The organism is Paenarthrobacter sp. PH39-S1, assembly GCF_030063245.1.
Lineage (GTDB): Bacteria > Actinomycetota > Actinomycetes > Actinomycetales > Micrococcaceae > Arthrobacter_M.
This window is the reverse complement of sequence record NZ_JASISR010000020.1, coordinates 1-17,322: the sequence shown is the minus strand read 5'-3', so window position 1 is coordinate 17,322 and position 17,322 is coordinate 1. Positions and strand designations below refer to the sequence as shown.

At 65.7% G+C, this 17,322-nt stretch carries 14 protein-coding genes; 6 read left to right on the top strand and 8 right to left on the bottom strand.

Going from position 1 to position 17,322, the window contains the following annotated elements:
* Nucleotides 1–13 precede the first annotated feature (13 nt).
* Nucleotides 14–1,654: an HAL/PAL/TAL family ammonia-lyase gene (locus QMG52_RS13650; protein WP_283560943.1), complete on the bottom strand. Its 1,641-nt coding sequence runs from the start codon at nt 1,652–1,654 to the stop codon at nt 14–16.
* Between the two features lie 506 nt (nt 1,655–2,160).
* Here QMG52_RS13650 and QMG52_RS13645 point away from each other — a divergent pair.
* Nucleotides 2,161–2,322 (top strand): hypothetical protein, encoded by a 162-nt coding sequence (locus tag QMG52_RS13645; protein WP_283560942.1) that lies wholly within the window; start codon nt 2,161–2,163, stop codon nt 2,320–2,322.
* A 206-nt stretch (nt 2,323–2,528) separates the two neighbouring features.
* Here QMG52_RS13645 and QMG52_RS13640 read toward each other — a convergent pair whose 3' ends face one another.
* On the bottom strand, nt 2,529–2,810 hold the full coding sequence (locus QMG52_RS13640) for a hypothetical protein (protein WP_283560941.1): 282 nt from the start codon (nt 2,808–2,810) through the stop codon (nt 2,529–2,531).
* Nucleotides 2,810–4,180, bottom strand: coding sequence for a hypothetical protein (locus tag QMG52_RS13635; protein WP_283560940.1), 1,371 nt, complete (start codon nt 4,178–4,180; stop codon nt 2,810–2,812). The genes QMG52_RS13640 and QMG52_RS13635 overlap by 1 nt, the downstream gene beginning before the upstream one ends.
* 687 nt (nt 4,181–4,867) lie before the next feature.
* On the opposite strand from QMG52_RS13635, the gene QMG52_RS13630 reads away from it, so the two are divergent.
* The gene (locus QMG52_RS13630; RefSeq protein ID WP_283560939.1) at nt 4,868–7,015 is read left to right on the top strand and encodes an MDR family MFS transporter; all 2,148 of its coding nucleotides are present in this window, start codon (nt 4,868–4,870) and stop codon (nt 7,013–7,015) included.
* A gap of 171 nt (nt 7,016–7,186) precedes the next feature.
* Here QMG52_RS13630 and QMG52_RS13625 read toward each other — a convergent pair whose 3' ends face one another.
* Genes QMG52_RS13625 through gabT form a run of 3 tightly spaced genes read right to left on the bottom strand, consistent with a single transcriptional unit; the run spans nt 7,187 to nt 11,293 of the window.
* Nucleotides 7,187–8,668: an aldehyde dehydrogenase family protein gene (locus QMG52_RS13625; protein ID WP_283560938.1), complete on the bottom strand. Its 1,482-nt coding sequence runs from the start codon at nt 8,666–8,668 to the stop codon at nt 7,187–7,189.
* Nucleotides 8,669–8,696: 28 nt separating this feature from the next.
* Complete coding sequence (locus QMG52_RS13620; RefSeq protein WP_283560937.1) at nt 8,697–9,869, bottom strand: acyl-CoA dehydrogenase family protein; 1,173 nt, start codon at nt 9,867–9,869, stop codon at nt 8,697–8,699.
* A gap of 53 nt (nt 9,870–9,922) precedes the next feature.
* Nucleotides 9,923–11,293, bottom strand: a complete 1,371-nt coding sequence (gene gabT / locus QMG52_RS13615) for a 4-aminobutyrate--2-oxoglutarate transaminase (RefSeq protein ID WP_283560936.1) — start codon at nt 11,291–11,293, stop codon at nt 9,923–9,925.
* Between the two features lie 139 nt (nt 11,294–11,432).
* Between gabT and QMG52_RS13610 the strand changes: the two genes are divergently transcribed.
* Nucleotides 11,433–13,160: a PucR family transcriptional regulator gene (locus QMG52_RS13610; protein WP_283560935.1), complete on the top strand. Its 1,728-nt coding sequence runs from the start codon at nt 11,433–11,435 to the stop codon at nt 13,158–13,160.
* Between the two features lie 15 nt (nt 13,161–13,175).
* Here QMG52_RS13610 and QMG52_RS13605 read toward each other — a convergent pair whose 3' ends face one another.
* On the bottom strand, nt 13,176–14,354 hold the full coding sequence (locus tag QMG52_RS13605) for a CaiB/BaiF CoA transferase family protein (RefSeq protein WP_283560934.1): 1,179 nt from the start codon (nt 14,352–14,354) through the stop codon (nt 13,176–13,178).
* 281 nt (nt 14,355–14,635) lie between these two features.
* On the opposite strand from QMG52_RS13605, the gene QMG52_RS13600 reads away from it, so the two are divergent.
* Together QMG52_RS13600 and QMG52_RS13595 are read left to right on the top strand one after the other, a co-directional pair.
* Nucleotides 14,636–14,794, top strand: coding sequence for a hypothetical protein (locus QMG52_RS13600; RefSeq protein WP_283560933.1), 159 nt, complete (start codon nt 14,636–14,638; stop codon nt 14,792–14,794).
* 24 nt (nt 14,795–14,818) lie between these two features.
* On the top strand, nt 14,819–15,022 hold the full coding sequence (locus QMG52_RS13595) for a hypothetical protein (RefSeq protein WP_283560932.1): 204 nt from the start codon (nt 14,819–14,821) through the stop codon (nt 15,020–15,022).
* Between the two features lie 232 nt (nt 15,023–15,254).
* Here QMG52_RS13595 and QMG52_RS13590 read toward each other — a convergent pair whose 3' ends face one another.
* Nucleotides 15,255–16,658, bottom strand: a complete 1,404-nt coding sequence (locus QMG52_RS13590) for an MFS transporter (protein WP_283560931.1) — start codon at nt 16,656–16,658, stop codon at nt 15,255–15,257.
* A 149-nt stretch (nt 16,659–16,807) separates the two neighbouring features.
* On the opposite strand from QMG52_RS13590, the gene QMG52_RS13585 reads away from it, so the two are divergent.
* A complete protein-coding gene (locus QMG52_RS13585; protein ID WP_283560930.1) occupies nt 16,808–17,218 on the top strand; it encodes a PucR family transcriptional regulator ligand-binding domain-containing protein in 411 nt (136 codons plus the stop codon).
* Nucleotides 17,219–17,322 lie beyond the last annotated feature (104 nt).

The window sequence follows — 17,322 nt, the reverse complement described above, 5'->3', positions numbered from 1 at the left end:
GGTTGGGTGCTCCTTAGTTGAGGGTGGAACGGACGACGGCGGCTACGGCACCGCTGTGCACGAGCTCGACGGCCGCACGGACCCGGGGGTAGAGGACGGTGTCTTGGGTAATATGGTCGATCAGCCGGCCGTCGGCCGAACGGTGGGACCGGAGTAGTTCCAGGACTGCCCTGCTGCTGGGCGAGAGGGCGGAGACGTCCTTGCCGGCGGCCGTGAGCCGCAGTTCCAGCGCCTGGGCCGACATCAGGAGCTCGATCCCAATGACGTTTTCGATGTTCGAGACAATTTGCCGGGCGTGACGTCCGGCGTTGTTGGCCATCGACACGTGATCCTCCTGATTCGCGCACGTCGGGATGGAATCCACGCTGTCCGGATGCGCCAGGGTTTTGCAGTCCGAGACCAACGCGGCGGCCAGATACTGCGGAAGCATGTAACCGCAGTCCAGTCCGACCTTTTCGCTGGCTATCAGCATGTCCGGCAACCCGCGGTTAAGCGTGCCGTCGTCGAGCCTGAACAGCCGACGTTCGGCGATGCTGCCGATTTCCGTGACGGCAATCGAAAGGAAATCCGAGGCAAAGCCGACATACTCGGCGTGGAAGTTTCCGCCCGAGACGGCTTTGAGCGTCCGTGATGCCGGAAGGTCGGGGAAGACCAGCGGGTTGTCGGTTGCGGCGTTGATCTCGGTCTCCACAATCCCGCGGACAAAGCGGAGCGTATCCTTCACAGCGCCCAGAACCTGTGGTGTGCAGCGCAGCGAATAGGCGTCCTGCGGGGGCTGGCGGACGGGATCCTGCTCTTCGCTGCCGTCAATGAACTCACTGCCGGCCAGCAGCTCACGGATCCGCGCGGCGACCTCAATCTGCCCGGCGTGGCCGCGGGCCTGATGGATCTGCGGGATGAAGGCATCCCCGAACCCTGTCAATGCCTCAATGGACATGGCCGCCGTAATCTGCGCCGTCTCCAGCAGATTCTCGGCATCCGCGAGGGCCAACGCGGCCTGGGCTGCCGAAAACGAGGTCCCGTTGGCCAGCGCCAGACCTTCCTTTGGACCCAGGACGATGCGTTCAATGCCGGCGGCCTGCATGGCGGTGATGCCGTCCACAAGCCGGCCGTCCAGGTATGCCTCACCGCTGTCCACGGCCAGGTCATCACCCGCAGGCCGGGTCATGACAATGGCCAGATGTGCCAGCGGGATGAGGTCCCCGCTTGCGCCGAGGGAACCGAACTCCGGGACAGCCGGAAAGACGCCTTTTTCCAGCATCGCCAGCAGAGTTTCGGGAACAACGCGGCGGACGGCGGAGTACCCCCGGGTAAGGCTGACGGCACGGACGAGCATTGAGCCCCGTACCACTTCCTCATCCAGGGGCCGTCCAACGCCGCTGGCGTTGGAGATGATGAGCCGGCGGGAGAGCTCCGAGGCATCCTCCACCGTGTCGAACGCCTGGCGCCCTGCCAGGGATCCGAAGCCGGTGTTGATGCTGTAGATCGCGGCGACTTCTTTCCCATCGCGCATGTCGTCCATGATTGCCGATACCCATTGCTCGCTGGCCTGCATTGCGTCGACTGCGGCCGGGGAGATGGACGCGGATTCGCGGCCGCGCACCACCGACATGAAATCTTCGAGGGTTAGGGGTGCATTCCCGATTTCGATCACGTATTGCCTCCTTGTAGATGCCCCTAACGCTAATCACGTTCGAGGCGATCGCAAGGAAGTGTTCTCATCTACCGATAACCCGAGAGGTCGAGTCCGCTGGCAAGGTCAGCACGAGGGGCGGTGCGAACCGTATGAAGGGGCCATGAATCCCATGCCTATGTCTGCTTCACCTCCGCCCGGCTGATTCCCCCCGCCATGTCGCCTCGGTGCCCGGATCCCGGACTTCTCGCAGGTTGATAACCGTGAATCCCTGCTGGCCTGAGACATGGCGAAAATTCGCACAGATCGGGTAACAATGCCGTAAATCCCGGGAGCGCCCCCAGATCCGTCCGGGCAGCAGCCGGACTGAGGCGCAGCTTCCGGGCCGCTCCTCCCCTTCGGTGAACGCCGCGGCTGTCGCCTTGGCGGCCAGGTACCGCCAGACTTGGCATGATGTCCGCAGGACGTCAAAGATTTGCGTATCGGCATCAGGGACTTTCGACAACGTACAACCTGCGGGCACGCAAATGATCCGAACTTCCGAGGAGACGGACTCCGGTAACACCGAGCGGCTCCGGCTGGGTGCCTTGAAGAATCTGCCTCTGATGGACACTCCGGCTGTGGAGCGGTTCGACCGGATCACGCGGACGGCCCGCGAGCTCTTCGATGTGCCCACCGGCTCGCCGTGACGTGGCAGCGCCGCGTCCGGTTTTACGCTGGACAGCCCCCGAGCGTCGGAGGAGGGCATCGGGTCGGTTCCTTATGGGCAAACAGCGCCGCTCCAACGAGCAGCAGCCCGAGGACGGTCAGCAGGCGCGCCCCGAAGTTCAAACCTGCGCAGGCAAGTGCGGCCCCTGTGGCAGGAACGGTTGGATTCATTGCGTTGATTGAGGTGCTAATCCGGCCGCTGGCCCAACGACCCCGGCAGGCAGCTATCGCGGAACGCGACGATCCGCCGCCGGAACGACGAGACCAGGCGAACGGGGTTTCCGACGCACAGCGGCCCCGGCTGATAGGGATTGATGCCCACCGCGGAAACGAAGGCGTTGGCACGCTGCGAGGCGTTGCCGGCGATGCCAAAATATCCCACCATGTCCTTGACGAAGAACCGGTGCTGTCGCAGAGCCGGAGCACCTCCGCCACGCGGTCCCGAATGTCCGCGGGAATTTCCGTCCACTAGAAGTCCTCCTCCGGCAGCGGACGGGCATCGAGATTGTCGAGCTCCTCCCGGCCGCCGACGGTGCGCCGCAGCTGCTCCAGCATCAACCCTTCGAAGCAGTTGTCAGGGCCGCCGGACGGTCTGTCCGGCGCGTCCGCGTCCCTGTCGAGCTGCGGCAGCACCCCGACGGGGCCCGGGAGGGGCGGCTCCCACCCGCGGTCGGTGTGGATCAGCTGGACGAAGTCGGGCTGATACCGGTCGATGGCGGCCAGGGTCTGCAGGGTCAGTTCCTTCTGGATGCCCCGCTCGGCATGGCAGTAGCGGACAAAGGCGCGCAGCAGATTCGGCAGCAGCAGAACCTCCAGGGGCGCGGCGATCCTGTCCGGGGCCCAGTCCAGCAGGACGATTTCCACCGCGGTCGGGCTCCAGCGCAGCGGGTCCCCGGGACCGGAAGCTGTGCCGAACCAGAGGACCATCGTCAGCAGCGCCCGGTGGTCCTCGGTGTCCAGCTCCCGGCCGAACGGGGAGCGGAAGAATTCCCCGCTCAGTGCCTCAAGCTGATTTTCGCTCCACTCGGGCCGCTGATAGCCGTGCCCACCGGAGGGCGCCGCCCGCAGCACCGCTTCGGTCAGCGGCCGAACGCCCGGCCATGAATCCGTCTCCAGCGGTGAAACTGTGCGGGCGCCGCGGCTGATGGCTTCCTCGACGCGGGTACGGGCGTCCGCCGGGGAGAGCTCCGCCCAGAGGCTCCCCGGCTCCGAAATGTAGCTCTTCATGCCGGTGATCACCTCCGCGACGGGCTGGGGAATGGCGAAGGCGTCTTTGACCAGAGTCCCCATGTTGTGATCGACGTAGATCACCAGCGTGAATTTGTAGCCGGCCGCCGTTCGAACGCCCAGCAGAACGTTATCGCCGTCGCCCAGCACGTGCGACTGTTCCACCGCCCGGTACAGCACCAGACCGGCAAACTGCTGCAGCAGATTATCGGCGTCGGTCAATTCGGCACGCAGCGTGCGGGCGATCCGGGCGCGCTCCAGGTCATCAGCGGACAACGCATGGATCGCGGCCAGCAGCAGTTCCGTTTCCGGCAGGCCGGCCCCCAGCAGAGCGTTCAGAAATCCCGCCCGGTCCGCCGACCCCGGCTGCCGCAGCACCGAAGGATCGTTCCGGTCCGGCTCCAAAACGGCCAGCGTCGAACTCGCGAGCTCCAGCAGCGGCAAGGGATTCTCGAACCCGGCGGCGGCGTTGATGCTCGCCAGGAGATCGTCGGCATCCGGCCGCGCTGGTTGGCGCCGGAAAGACGGCGATGACCGCGGCTGCGGGGGCTCGGGCGGTCCGGATTCTTTGTGCGGGCCCCGGCCACCGGGTGGATTCTTCCGTTGCGACATTCTTCCAGCCTAATGCGGGGCGGACGGCGCGCATTAGGACCGCCGTCGTTCGGTGCGCCAGGCTGCGGGAAAATGACGACCACAGCGACAACTACGGCACCATGCCTGTCCGGTCAGCTCAGCCAGGGTAGGAGCCCTGGGGCCGTCTAAGTTTGATCACTTTCAAGCAGAATCGCTGTCGAAAACACGGCGTGTCTCCTGATTTTTGCAGTATTGCCCCTTCAATTTCGCAGTATCGCCCCTTCAATGCAGTATCGCCCCTTCAATATGGTCAAAATTTGACAAATATGGTCAAAATTTGACTCAGCCGGGGGCGATATCCGAATCGACAACCCAATCGACAACCCCACTTGACGCGGAACGCCAGGACGAGCCCGTGATCCTCGCACTGGCTGAGCTCGCCAGATAGGCATGCTACGGCACCTCAGATTCAGAACCAGCAGCCTACGACGGCGGAACTAGGGGCGGGCGCGACGGCGGAGCTAGGGCGGGCGGCGCCGGGCGGCCCACCGTGAAGGATCTGCGAAGTCTTCCGAAGCCCCGTCACGCGGGGCTAGCATGGCACTACCGACGCCAAGCCCGCCGGCGTCGGCCGCACCGCCGTTGCCAGCGCGACTCCGCAGTCAGAGAAAGCGGAGCCACGGCACAGCGGCTGCGCGGTGGGAACAACACGGAACGGAGTTCGGGATGGCCGGGCAGAAATCGCAGCGGGCACCGGTGACGGGGCGCGCCCGCCTGCTGATCATCGGCGCGCTCATGCTCGGCATGCTGCTCGCCGCGCTGGACCAGACCATCGTTGCGACGGCCCTGCCCACCATCGCCGGGGATCTGGGTGGCCTGAACCACCTGTCCTGGATCGTCACGGCCTACCTGTTGGCTTCCACCGCGCTGACCCCGCTCTGGGGCAAGCTCGGAGACCTTTACGGTCGCAAAATCTTCTTCCAGGCCGCCATAGTGATCTTCCTGGTGGGCTCTGTGCTGGCCGGGTTCAGCGGGAGCATGGGCGAGCTGATCGCCTTCCGCGCCATCCAAGGTGTGGGCGGCGGCGGCCTGATGGTGGGTGCACAGGCCATCATCGGGGACGTGGTTTCGCCCCGGGAGCGCGGGAAATACCAAGGATATTTCGGTGCAGTCTTCGGAGTCACCAGCGTTATCGGCCCCCTTATCGGTGGCCTGTTTGTTGACCATCTGTCTTGGCGCTGGGTTTTCTACGTCAATATTCCCATCGGAGCGGCGGCACTGATCGTGGTGGCCTCGGTGCTGCCCGGCTCCGGGGAACGGGTCAAACGACAGATCGACTACCTGGGCACCGCAGCACTCGCCGCAGCAGCCACCGGTCTGGTGCTGGTGACAACCCTTGGTGGCACCTCATACTCCTGGGGCTCAGCGTTCATCATCGGCCTCGCCCTGGCCAGCGCGGTGTTGATCGTGCTGTTCGTGCTGATTGAGCGCCGTGCCAAGGAGCCCGTCATTCCGCTGAGCCTGTTCCGCAACAGGGTCTTCGCGGTAGCCAGCGGAATCGGCTTTATCGTCGGTTTCGCCATGTTCGGCGCCATCACGTTCCTGCCGTTGTTCCTGCAGGTGGTCCGGGGCGACGCCGCCACGAGCTCCGGGCTGCAGCTGCTGCCCATGATGGGGGGCCTGCTGCTGACGTCCATCGGTTCGGGCCTGCTGATATCACGGTGGGGCCGCTACAAGATCTTTCCAGTGGCCGGCACCGCCGTCATGACCGTGGGCCTGTTTCTGTTCTCCACCATGGATCAGAACACGCCGACCATCGTGGTCTCACTGTTCATGTTCATCCTGGGCATCGGCATCGGCGGGGTCATGCAGGTGCTGGTGATTGCGGTGCAGAACGCCGTGGATTACTCCAATCTGGGCACAGCAACCTCCGGCGCCACCTTCTTCCGGTCCATTGGCGGCTCGTTCGGCTCGGCCGTTTTTGGGGCCATTTTCGCCGCCGTGCTGGCCACACACACTCTGCCTGCGGGCCTGAGCGGGGCGAACATCAACCCCGCGCAGCTGGCGGCGCTGCCGCCGGGTGCGCGCGACGAATTCATTTCCCAGTACGCCAACGCGCTGCAGACCGTGTTCCTGATCGCCGCACCCGTTGGTGCGCTGGCCTTTGTGCTCACCTTGCTGCTGCCCGAGCTGAAGCTGCGGGCCACGGTGGACGCCGATGCAGCCGAGGCCTTTATTCCGCCGGAGGGACGCACATCGCTGCAGGAAGTGGAGCGCAAGCTCAACCACCTGCTGCAGCACGAAAACCGGGCGGAGATGTACCGGCATTTGGCTCAGCAGGCCGACGTCGATGTGGAGCCAGGGGCCGTGTGGCTGCTTTACAGGTTTGCCGAGCGGCCGGCCGCCAGTCTGTCCACGCTGGCCAGCGGTCTGCACACCGGCCAAACGGATCTGGAGCCCCTGGTGCAGGAGCTGCTCCGGAACGAGCTGGTCACGGGCATCTCGGTAAGGGGCGCCCCGGCTGCCGACGATCGGGCTGCGAAAGCCCGGGCCGCGGGCGGGCGGGGCGCTCCCAATGTGGATGCCGGGGCCGACGACGGCGGCACGCGTCGTGGCTCTGACGGCCGTCCCGGCGGCGCGCACGCCGCTGCCCACATTCGCAGCGACAGCGGCGAAAAGTTCACGCTCACGCCAGCCGGGCGTTCCGCCGTCGACCGCCTCACCACGGCCCGGCGTGACGGGCTCACGGAGCTGCTGGCCGGTTGGGACCCGGGGGAGCACCCGGAGCTGGCGGAGCGCTTGGAGCAACTGGCGCATGACCTGCTCGCCGACGACGATCAACTGGTGCTCGATGCGGTGCCCGCGGAACGGTGATTCGCCGACTCAGCGTCCGTCACCCGGATACCTGTCGTCTGTCTGTCGTCTGCCTGTCTTCCCGCGACGGTTTCCGAACCCGGTCAGCGGAAGCCAGCGCCGTCGCTGCCCGGACATGCTCACACGGCCGGACATGCTCACATGCGGGAGAAACTCACGCGCCGGGCTTCCTCACGTTCCGGGGGTTCCGCCGCGCAGATAGACGGTCGTGGTGTGCGTGAAGAACTCCTTGGCGGACTGGCCCTGCTCCTTAGGCCCATAGCCGCTCTTCTTGGCGCCGCCGAACGGCACATGCGGGTCCGCGCCGGCCGATTCGGAGTTCACGTGCAGAATGCCGACGTCGATCTCATCCATCGCTTCCAGGGCGCGGGTCACGTCTTGGGTGAAAAGGGCAGCCGAGAGCCCGAATTCGCTGTCGTTGGCGAGCTCGAAGGCCTCGTCCGCCGTGGCCGCCCGGCGGACGCAAAGCACCGGGCCGAACAGCTCCTCCCGCCAGGCATCCACCGGTCCGGCAGCGGCGCCGGCAGCCGGCAGCTCCACAATGGTCGGGGCAATAAAGTAGCCGGCGGCCAGCTCGCCGCCGCTGTAGGGGCGGCCGCCCGTGACCAGCGTTGCCCCCTGGGCCAGCGCCGTATCGATGCCGGTTTGGATGGATTTGCGGGCGCCGTCGTTGACCACCGGCCCCATTTGGACCGACGGATCGGCGGGATTGCCCACGATGAGCGATTCGGCCCTGTTCCGCAGCATGGCCAGGAACTCGTCCGCAACGCTGTCCGCGACAATGAGCCTGGAGGTGGCCGTGCACTTCTGGCCTGTGGAGCGGAAGGCGCCGAGCATGACCTGATCGGCGCCGAGTTCCAGGTCCGCGTCGGCGAGCACCACGGCCGCGTTCTTGCCGCCCATTTCCGCTTGGACGGGAACTCCCCGGCCGGCCGCAGCACCGGCCAGCCGGCGGCCGACGCCGGTGGAGCCGGTAAAGGTCAGGCCGTCCAGGGCCGGGTGCTCCACCAGCTGGTTTCCGATCGAGCCGGGGCCGATCAGCAGGTTCAGCACGCCGGCGGGCAGGCCCGCGGCGTCCAGCGCCTGCGCCAGGCGCATGGCCAACAGCGGCACGGCGCTGGCCGGCTTCCAGACCACGGTGTTGCCGTACGCCAGCGCCGGGGCGATTTTCCAGGCAGGAATGGCGATCGGGAAGTTGAACGGCGTGATCACGCCGACGACGCCGAGCGGTTTGCGGGTGACCAGGATCTTCTCGCCGCGGCGCGGCGAGGAGAAGATCTCCCCGGCCGTTCGGTCGCCGTCGTTCCCGTAATAGCGGAAGATCTGCGCGGCCCGGCGCACCTCGCCCCTGCCCTCGGCGAGCGTCTTGCCCTCTTCGCGGGCAAGTTCGAGTCCCCAGCTCTCCGCGGACTCCTCAAGGACGGCCGCCGCCCGCAGCAGGACGGCGCCACGGTCATGCGCGGGGGTGCGTGCCCACCCGCGCGCGGCCCGTGCCGCTGCACCCATGGCGGCATCGACGTCGTCGGCCTGTGCCTGCAGCCCGCGCGCCACGCACTCTTCGGGCCGTGCCGGATTGAAACTGCTGATGGCCGCACCGGTGCCATCGAGCCAGGCGCCGTCGATGTAATGCCGGAGTTGAATAACGTCGGTCATGGTCCCTCTTTCTTAGGGGAAGGCGTTCTTAGCGGAAGGCAGGGATGCCGGTGATGTGCTGGCCCAGGATCAGGGTGTGCACCTCGTCGGTTCCCTCGTAGGTGCGGACGGATTCCAGGTTGTTCGCATGGCGCAGCGGGGAGTAGTCCAGCGTGATGCCGTTGCCGCCAAGGATGGCCCGGGCGTCGCGGCAGATCGTGATGGCCTCCCGGCAGTTGTTGAGCTTGCCCACGGAGATCTGGTGCGGGCTCAGCTGCCCGGCATCCTTGAGCCTTCCCAGATGCAGTGCCAGCAGCGTGCCCTTATTGATTTCCAGCGCCATGTTGACGAGTTTTTCCTGCGTGAGCTGGTACCCGGCCAGCGGTTTGTCGAACTGCAAGCGCTCCTTGGCGTACTCCAGAGCCGCGAGGTAGCTGTCCCGGGCGGCACCCATGGCTCCCCAGATGATGCCGTAGCGGGCCTCGTTGAGGCACTCAAACGGCCCGCGCAGTCCCTTGGCGTGCGGGAGCACGGCGTCGGCGGGCAGGCGGACGTCGGAGAGTTCGATGTCGCACTGGATCGAGGCGCGCATGGAAAGCTTGGGCTCGATCGGGGTCGCGGTCAAACCCTGGGTGTCGGTGGGGACGACAAAGCCGCGGACGCCGTCCTCGGTCTGCGCCCAGATAATGGCAACCTTGGCGACGGAGGCCAGGCCGATCCAGCGCTTGCTGCCGTTGATGACCCAGTCCGCGTCCGAGCCGCCGCCGTCCCGGCGGGCGAAGGTTTTCATGGCGCCCGGGTCGGAGCCGGCAGTGGGTTCGGTCAGGCCGAAGCAGCCGATCGCAACACCCTCGGCCATCTGCGGCAGCCATTCGTTCTTCTGCTCCTCCGAGCCGTGTTTGTGGATGGCGCTCATGGCCAGCGAACCCTGCACGCTGACGAAGGTGCGCAGACCGGAGTCGCCGGCCTCGAGTTCCATGCCGGCAAGACCGTAGTCGACGGCGGATCGGCCGGCGCAGCCGTAACCCTTCAGGTGCATGCCGAGGAGCCCCAGCTTGGCCATTTCCGGAACGATGTCCAGAGGGAAGACAGCGTCCTCGTACCAGCCGGCGATGTTGGGTTTGATTTCAGTGTCCACGAACGCACGGACGGACCGGCGAAGCTCAATTTCGTCCGCGCTGAGGAGGGAATCAATATTGATCAGATCAACTGCATCTGGCATGGTTTTTGCTTTCTGTGGGGAGGGACGGCTGAGTTGCGGGTGCGGCCGGCCGGCTAAACGACGACGGCGGCAACCGGCTCGCGGTCCGCCGCCAGGATGCTTTCGGCAAGAACCTGGAGACCGTCGGCCAGCAGTTCCTCGCCGATCACCAGCGGCGGCAGCAATCTGATCACATTGCCGTAGGTGCCGCAGACCAGCACCAAGACCCCTTGCTCGTGGCAGCGTTGGGCAATGGCCTTGGCAAGGTCCGGTAGCGGCTCCAGCGTATCCTGATCGGCGAATTCGACGGCCAGCATGGCTCCGCGCCCGCGCACCTCGGCAACGATGGCGGTGCCGGTGAGTAACGGTTCGAGGGCAGCCCGGGCCGTTGCTTCAATGGCGCGCGCGTTCGCCAGCAGGGTGCCATCGGCGAATGCCTCGAAGACGCCCAAAGCCGCCGCGCAGGCCAGCGGATTGCCGGCGTAGGTGCCGCCCAAGCCACCGGTGTGGACAGCGTTCATCAGCTCGGCGCGGCCGGTCACCGCGCTGAGCGGCAGCCCGCCGGCCAGCGCCTTGGCGGTGAGGATCAGATCCCCTACCACGCCTTCATGCTCGCTCGCGAAGAGGGCACCCGTGCGGCCCATGCCGGCCTGGATCTCATCAATCACGAAGACGATGCCGTGGCGGGTGGCGATCTGCCGCAGACCGGTCAGGAAGCCTGACGACGGAACAATGAAACCGCCCTCGCCCTGAATGGGTTCAATGACCATGGCGGCAAAGTTCTCCGCGTCGTGTTCGGCAAGTGTCTGCTCCACGCCGGCCAACGCCTCAGCCGTGGCGTTGTGCGCGCCCGTCGACCACCGCAGCGGCGCGGCCATGGGTGCGCGGTACACGTCGGTGGGGAACGGGCCGAAGTTCTTCTTGTAGGGGTTCTCCTTGGCGGTCATCGCCATGGTGAGCATGGTGCGGCCGTGATAGGCGTCGTCGAAGACCAGCACCTTCTGTCGCCCGGTGGCAGCGCGGGCGATTTTCACGGCATTTTCCACCGCCTCCGATCCGGTGGAGAACAGGGCGGTGCGCTTCTCGAAGTCGCCGGGCGTGTGCTTGTTGAGCCAGGCGGCCACCTCGGTGAAGGACTCGTATTCGGTGACCATGAAGCAGGTGTGCGTGAACCGTTCCAGCTGTTCGGCCACCCGGGCCCGGACCTGCGGATTCGCCGCACCCACGCTTGTAACGGCTATCCCGGAAGCGAAATCGACGAGCCGGTTGCCGTCCACATCCTGCAGGATTCCGCGGTCGGCACGGTCGATGAAGACCGGCAGCGTGATGCCGAACCCGCTGGTGACCTGCTCCACGCGTTGACTGTGCAGCAGTGCCGACTTGGGCCCGGGAAGCGCGGTGGCAAGGTGGCGGGACTGGGGGAGCGGCGACAGGCTGGTTGTCATGGAATCCAAACTAGTCACTCGACGCGGCGCCGGCATTGGATGAATCGACTAAACTGGACCCCGCTGTTGGATACACTGTCCCTTAACGGTGGAGAAGATCCGGTGCAGTAGGAGACGCAGTAGGAAAGGGACAGCCACCATGATCAGCTTGGCGCAGCTGTGCGGTAGCCTCGGCGGCTCGCTCCGCCCGGCCACCGGAACAGAACCGGCACGCCGGCAGATCTCCGGCGTGCACATTTCGGAGCTCGAGGATCCCACGCCGTATCTGGAGGGTGGTGAGCTGCTGCTGACCACGGGCATCCCCGTCTCGGGCAGCGCGGAGAACGTGCTGCGATATGTGCGGCGGCTGGTGGAACGGAACATAGCCGCTCTTGGTCTGGGATTGGGTGCGGGTATCGACGTGGTGCCGGGGGCACTGACGGCCGCCTGCGAAACTGAGGGCATGCCGCTGCTGGTTGTCCCGGCGGGCACACCCTTCATGACCGTTTCGCGCGCCTACTGGGACCTGATGGCCCGCGGCGGACAAGCGGACCTGGCGGCCAGTCTCGGAACCCAAACAGCACTGGCCCGCGCGGCCACGCGCCCGGATGCCCTGATCTCGGTGGTGAAGGCACTGGCCCAGGCCCTCGGCGGCTGGGTGGTGTACCTGCCGTCGCCGGACGGGCCGGCGACCATCTGGCCGGCCACGGCGCTGGGTGTTGTTCCGCAGCTCCGGCAGGAGACCTCGCGGCTAAACATGGCGACCACTTACTCGGCTGCAACATTCGCGCTGCACGGGACCGACGTCGTCGAATATCCCGTCCTGGTGGGGCAGCAGATCGCCGGTTTCCTGGCCATCGGCGCCGTCCGGAAGCTGACCAAAGCTGACCGGCAGGTCATTCTGACGGTCTGCGTCCTGCTCTCGCTCAAGGCGCAGCAGGAACTGGAAATGGCCAGTACGCGCGCGGCACTGGGGGCCGCGGTCGCCAAGATGATCCTGAAAGGACATGTGGAAGCCGGGCGTGCGCTCGCGGCGGATCTAGGCATGGCTCCGCCGCCGGAGCAGGTCCGGCTCCTGGTCATCCGGGCCGGACCGGACGCCTTCGACGGATCCGGCTCCTCCGACGTGGTCGCCTCCGCGGGCAACCCCGTCGCCTCCGCCGGCGCCCCAGCTGGATTTGCAGGCGCCCTGAATATCCCGGGAACGCTGGACGGTTTGGCCTCGCTGGCACAGGGGGATCCCTGGTCAGGACTCATTCCGGCGGTGCGCGCCTCCGGATTGGGGTACACGTCCGGCGGCCTGACCGTGCTGATCCTCGACGCCGAGCCGCCGTGGAGCAGCGCAGCGGAGACCACCGTCGAGGGCGACGCCGGGCCGGCTTGGCGCGGCCCGGAGGCAGCGTCCGATTCAACTGCCGGCCGGCGGCGACAGCTGCAGCCGGGGTCGGCGGCCAATTCGTGGGGACCAAACGCCTCGGCCCGGTTGACCCCGCGCGCGCTCCCCGCCGATCTGGCGGCCGCACTGAGCCGGCCCATGTCGCTGCACCGCGCGTCGGACAATATCGCGGAGCTGACCGATGCCGCCCGCCGGGCCGACGCCGGGCAGCTGGTCGGCGCCGGCAGCACTCCGGCCGACCGGCAGGCCGAGCAGTGGGTGGCGCAGCTGCGGGCTTACCCACGGGCGGATCTGGTGGAAACCGTGCGCAGTTATCTGCGGCACCGCGGGCAGTGGGAAGTCACCGCTCGGGCATTGGGCGTGCACAGGAATTCGCTCCGGCACCGGATCGCCATAGCGGCCGGACTTCTTAACGCAGACTTGGACGATCCGGACGTCGCCGCCAATCTGTGGCTGTCGCTGCGGGCCGTACCAGGCCCCGCCGGGCGGTGAAGCCGCAATCCGTTTCTAATCCGCCGAAAGCCAGCTGCGGATGGCCTTGTCATCGGCTCCCAGAGCCGGCGGGGCCTGAGTACGCGGCGGCAGCGGGGGCGTCCACGTGATCGGATGGCGGACCTGCCGCCCGACCGTTTCGCCCGCCGGGTTCCGGACGTCAATGACTGGCCCAAGGCCCAGCGACTCCGCGAAGTTCAGGCCCTCGGCGATGGTAGCCACCTGGCCGGCCGGGACCCCCGCGCCGGTCAGCTTGGCCTGCCAAATTTCCGCCGGCGCGCTGCTCAGCACGCCCTCCAGCAGTTCCACCAGCTCCAGCCGGTGCGCAACGCGTGAGCTATTGATGGAGAACCGTGGATCGACGGCCAACTCCTCGCGCCCCAGCACCGCCGTGAGCCGGGCAAACTGACCGTCATTGCCGCAGGCCACTGCCAACGGCCCGTCGGCGCATTGGAGCAGTTGGTAGGGCACGATCGACGGGTGGTCGTTGCCCATCCGGCCGGGGATTTTGCCCGCGCCCAGATATGCCTGGGCCTGGTTGGCCAGTGCCCCCTGCAGGCTGGAGAGCAGATTCAGTTCCAGCCGCGCCCCGCGTCCGGTGGATCTGCGCGCGGTGAGCGCGGCGAGGATGCCGATGGCGGCGTCCTTGGCGGTGAGCACGTCGACCAGCGCAACGCCGGCCTTGACCGGGCCGCCGTCGGCTTCCCCGGTAATACTCATCAGACCGCCCAGTGCCTGGACAATGAAATCGTAGCCCGGCAGCGCCGCACCGCCGGCGCTGCCGAATCCGGTGATCGAGGCATAAACCAGACCAGGATTCTCCGCCGCGAGCCCCTCATAGCCGAGCCCGAGCTTTTCCATTCCGCCCACCATGAAGTTCTCGACGATGACATCGGCCCTGAGCGCGAGGCTGCGCGCCAGCTTCCGGTCGGCTGGGTCGGCAAGATCCAGGCAGACGGATTCCTTATTGCGGTTGACGCTTTCAAAATACGTTGCCCCCGTCGCGGAAAACGGCGGCCCCCAATGGCGGGTGTCATCCCCGGTCCCGGGCCGCTCGACTTTGATCACACGGGCGCCCAGATCGGCCAAATTCATGGTGGCCAGCGGACCGGCCAGGACGCGGGAAAAATCGGCGACGACGATTCCATCGAGCGGGCCGGCTGACGGTTCTGCGCAATGCGCGGAGGGGAGCATTTGTGTCCTTTTTGCTGTACGGGCTGCATCTCCAAGGATGCAGGGCAGGAAGGGGCTGCCTTGTCCTTCTGTCTTGTGGCGTCCGGCTTGTCACGTCCGGTGGTTTGGAAGCTTAGCAACGGTCTTAGGGATCCTCATTGGACGTTCTATCCAGTATTGGTCAATCGGCCTACCGGCGCATTCGCTCGTCGTTGATTGGCCATTCAGATCCACCGGAATCAGATCCGCCTGCGACGGATTGGCCGCACTTTGCGTCGGCTGAGGTAAACCTATGGAAGCAGATGCCGGCCCGAGAAACCGGCCGCCTGCGGCCCCGGGGCCAGATCGGCGGTTTCGCGCAACTGGCCGGCGGCGGGCCGGCCGAGCAGGTGGCCCAACCGCTGACGGATGCGATCATTCTCGGTGTCCTTGCCCCGGCGCGTCTGCCCAGCGAAGCATAACTGGCGAAGCGTCTTGGTGACGCCGTGGTCACCGCGCGGGAGGGCCTGGGCGCGCTGGGCGGGGCCGAATCGGTGGAGACACGGCGCAGCCGTGAGGGCGGCAGCTTCGTCAGGGCAGCCGAGACCACCCACACCTCCCTGCTGCATGCCCGGCTTCAGCGGCTGGCCAACGTGGAGATCTCGGATCTGGCCGTCTACTTTGCCACTATTGCTGCCAGGTGCGTATAACAAGCGGCCGAACGTTCCTCCGCGCAGGCTAATGCCCGCCTGTCGGCCAGGCTCGGGGGGGTGGGCCGGGGAACGCCCCGGGGCATTACCGCAGCCGAGTCCGGGGCCGTAACGGGGGTGGGGAGCCCGTGCCGGGAGCCGAGTCGGGGAACGAGGATAGGGAAGAGACGAGGACGGACAGCGGGCCGGCAGCCCGGCTCGGGACGGAGAGGGGGTCCGTGCCTCAACATTGCTAGCCCTGCGGCGCATTCGATGCCATTAACGCAGGAGCCTTGCCGCGTTCAGCTTCGGTGACAGGAAGCCCGGAGGTGTCTTCAAGGCTTCTGCCTTTGGTTTCGGGCGCCCAGGCGTAGCAGACGAGCAAACCGACGAGAGTCAAAATTGCGCCGAACATCATGGTGGTCCCTGTTCCGAGTTGCTCGAGGCTTATGGGCAGTAGATAGACACCTGTGGCCGCCCCGATCCGGCTGATGCCGACGGAGACGCCAACGGCGGTGGCACGGATCTCGGTGGGAAACAGTTCGTTCGGGTAGATCCACTCCGTGATATTCGGACCGCCTGACGTGAATGCGTAGAAGCAGAACGCAAAAATAACGAACCAGAGGGGGCCATTCGGGAAGAGCCAAAGTGCCACCAGCGGGAGCAGCATCAAGGCAAACGGGATCACGGTCATGGGCCGGCGTCCCTTTGTTTCCACCAGTTTCATGGCCGGAAGGCAACCGACCGCGAAGAGGATGGTAATGGTCAGCTCACCGACGAGACCCAGCGGTCCGTCGGCGATGCCGAAGCCTGCCAGTATCAGTGGGCTGAACGTGAGCAGCGCGTACTGGGGGGTGATCTGCGTCAAATAGAGAGTCCCGCACATAATTGTCCGCTTGAGATAACCGCCGGAGACAATTGCCTTGAAGGCGGCCCGGCCCGTCATCTCCTCCTGCTTGTTTACGGACGTCTGAGTCGAGAGATTGAGTTTCCTGCCGTAGACAGCTTCGACTACCTTTTCGGCCTCGGCGACGCGCCCCTTCAGGAGCAGCCAGCGCGGGGATTCCGGGATCCCCCGCCGCAGGGCCACGACGATTACGCCTAAAATCGCGCTGCTGAGCAACAACCAGCGCCAGGCGCCGTAGCCGCCGGTGGAAACCACCACCGTGGTGCCAACCACGTATGCAAAGCCCGCCCCCAGGGACCATGAGAAGGCCGCCATGCCGATCATGTAGCCGCGTTTTTTCGTCGGCGTGAACTCTGTCAACAGGGACGTTGCGATCGGATAGTCGGCACCGATGGCCAGCCCAAGGATGAAGCGCAGGATTATCAGCTGCCATCCGAGCTGGATAAACGTTGAGAGAAAGCATGCAGCGACCAGCACCGTGAGGTCGAGGGCATACATCTTTTCGCGTCCGATCCTGTCGGTCAGGTTGCCGAAGATCGTCGCGCCGAACAGAATGCCCACGAGCGAGGCCGCGCCGATGAGCCCGACTTCCACGCTGCCGAGATTGAAATCCGCCTTAATACCTATCAACGCGATCCCGATGATGCTCAAGACGTATCCGTCGAGGAACGGTCCGCCGCAACAAGCGAGCAGAAGTTTTTTATGGAATTTCGAGACGGGTGCCTCATCCATGATGGCCAGGGAATCCATAACGTCTCCTTTGACAGGTGGGGTTTGCATTATTGCGTGATGGAAATCACGGTTGATGCCTCGGTCGACATTACCCATAGGCGCCGGACCGCACTATTAGACAGTTGTATGAATTCCGCCGAATGTTCATACATGAGTAGGATCAGAGAATGAATGAGCCGCTGCGCATCCGGAGCCTGACGGACATACCAGCCCTGGGCAGCCGGGTCGTCGCGGGGGCGGGAGGCCTGGACCGCGAAGTTGTCTGGGCTCACAGCTGTGAAATGCCTGATCCCACTCAGTGGCTTGGCCCGGATGAGCTTCTCATGACCGTAGGGCTCTGTGTCCCCAGCGGTGCAGGGGAGCAGGTTTCGTTCATTGGCCGCCTCGACGATTCACGGCTGGCGGCCATCGCCATTGGCGACGAGTTGATGTCTCCGCCGCTATCGCAGGCAATGTTGGATGAGGCGGACCGCCGGGGGTTCCCCATTCTGCTGATCTCCCACAAGGTTCCTTTTGCTGCAATCGGGCGAACGGTAGCGGCCGCGAATTCCTCGATTCAGACCCGGATCCGCGAGTAAGAACTTTTTGACAGGGGTGTGTTAAACCGAACAAGTGCCCCTTGAGCTGGGAAAATAGTAGTTGCGAAGCCAAAATTTTCCAGACAGAGAAGGACACCTGTTCA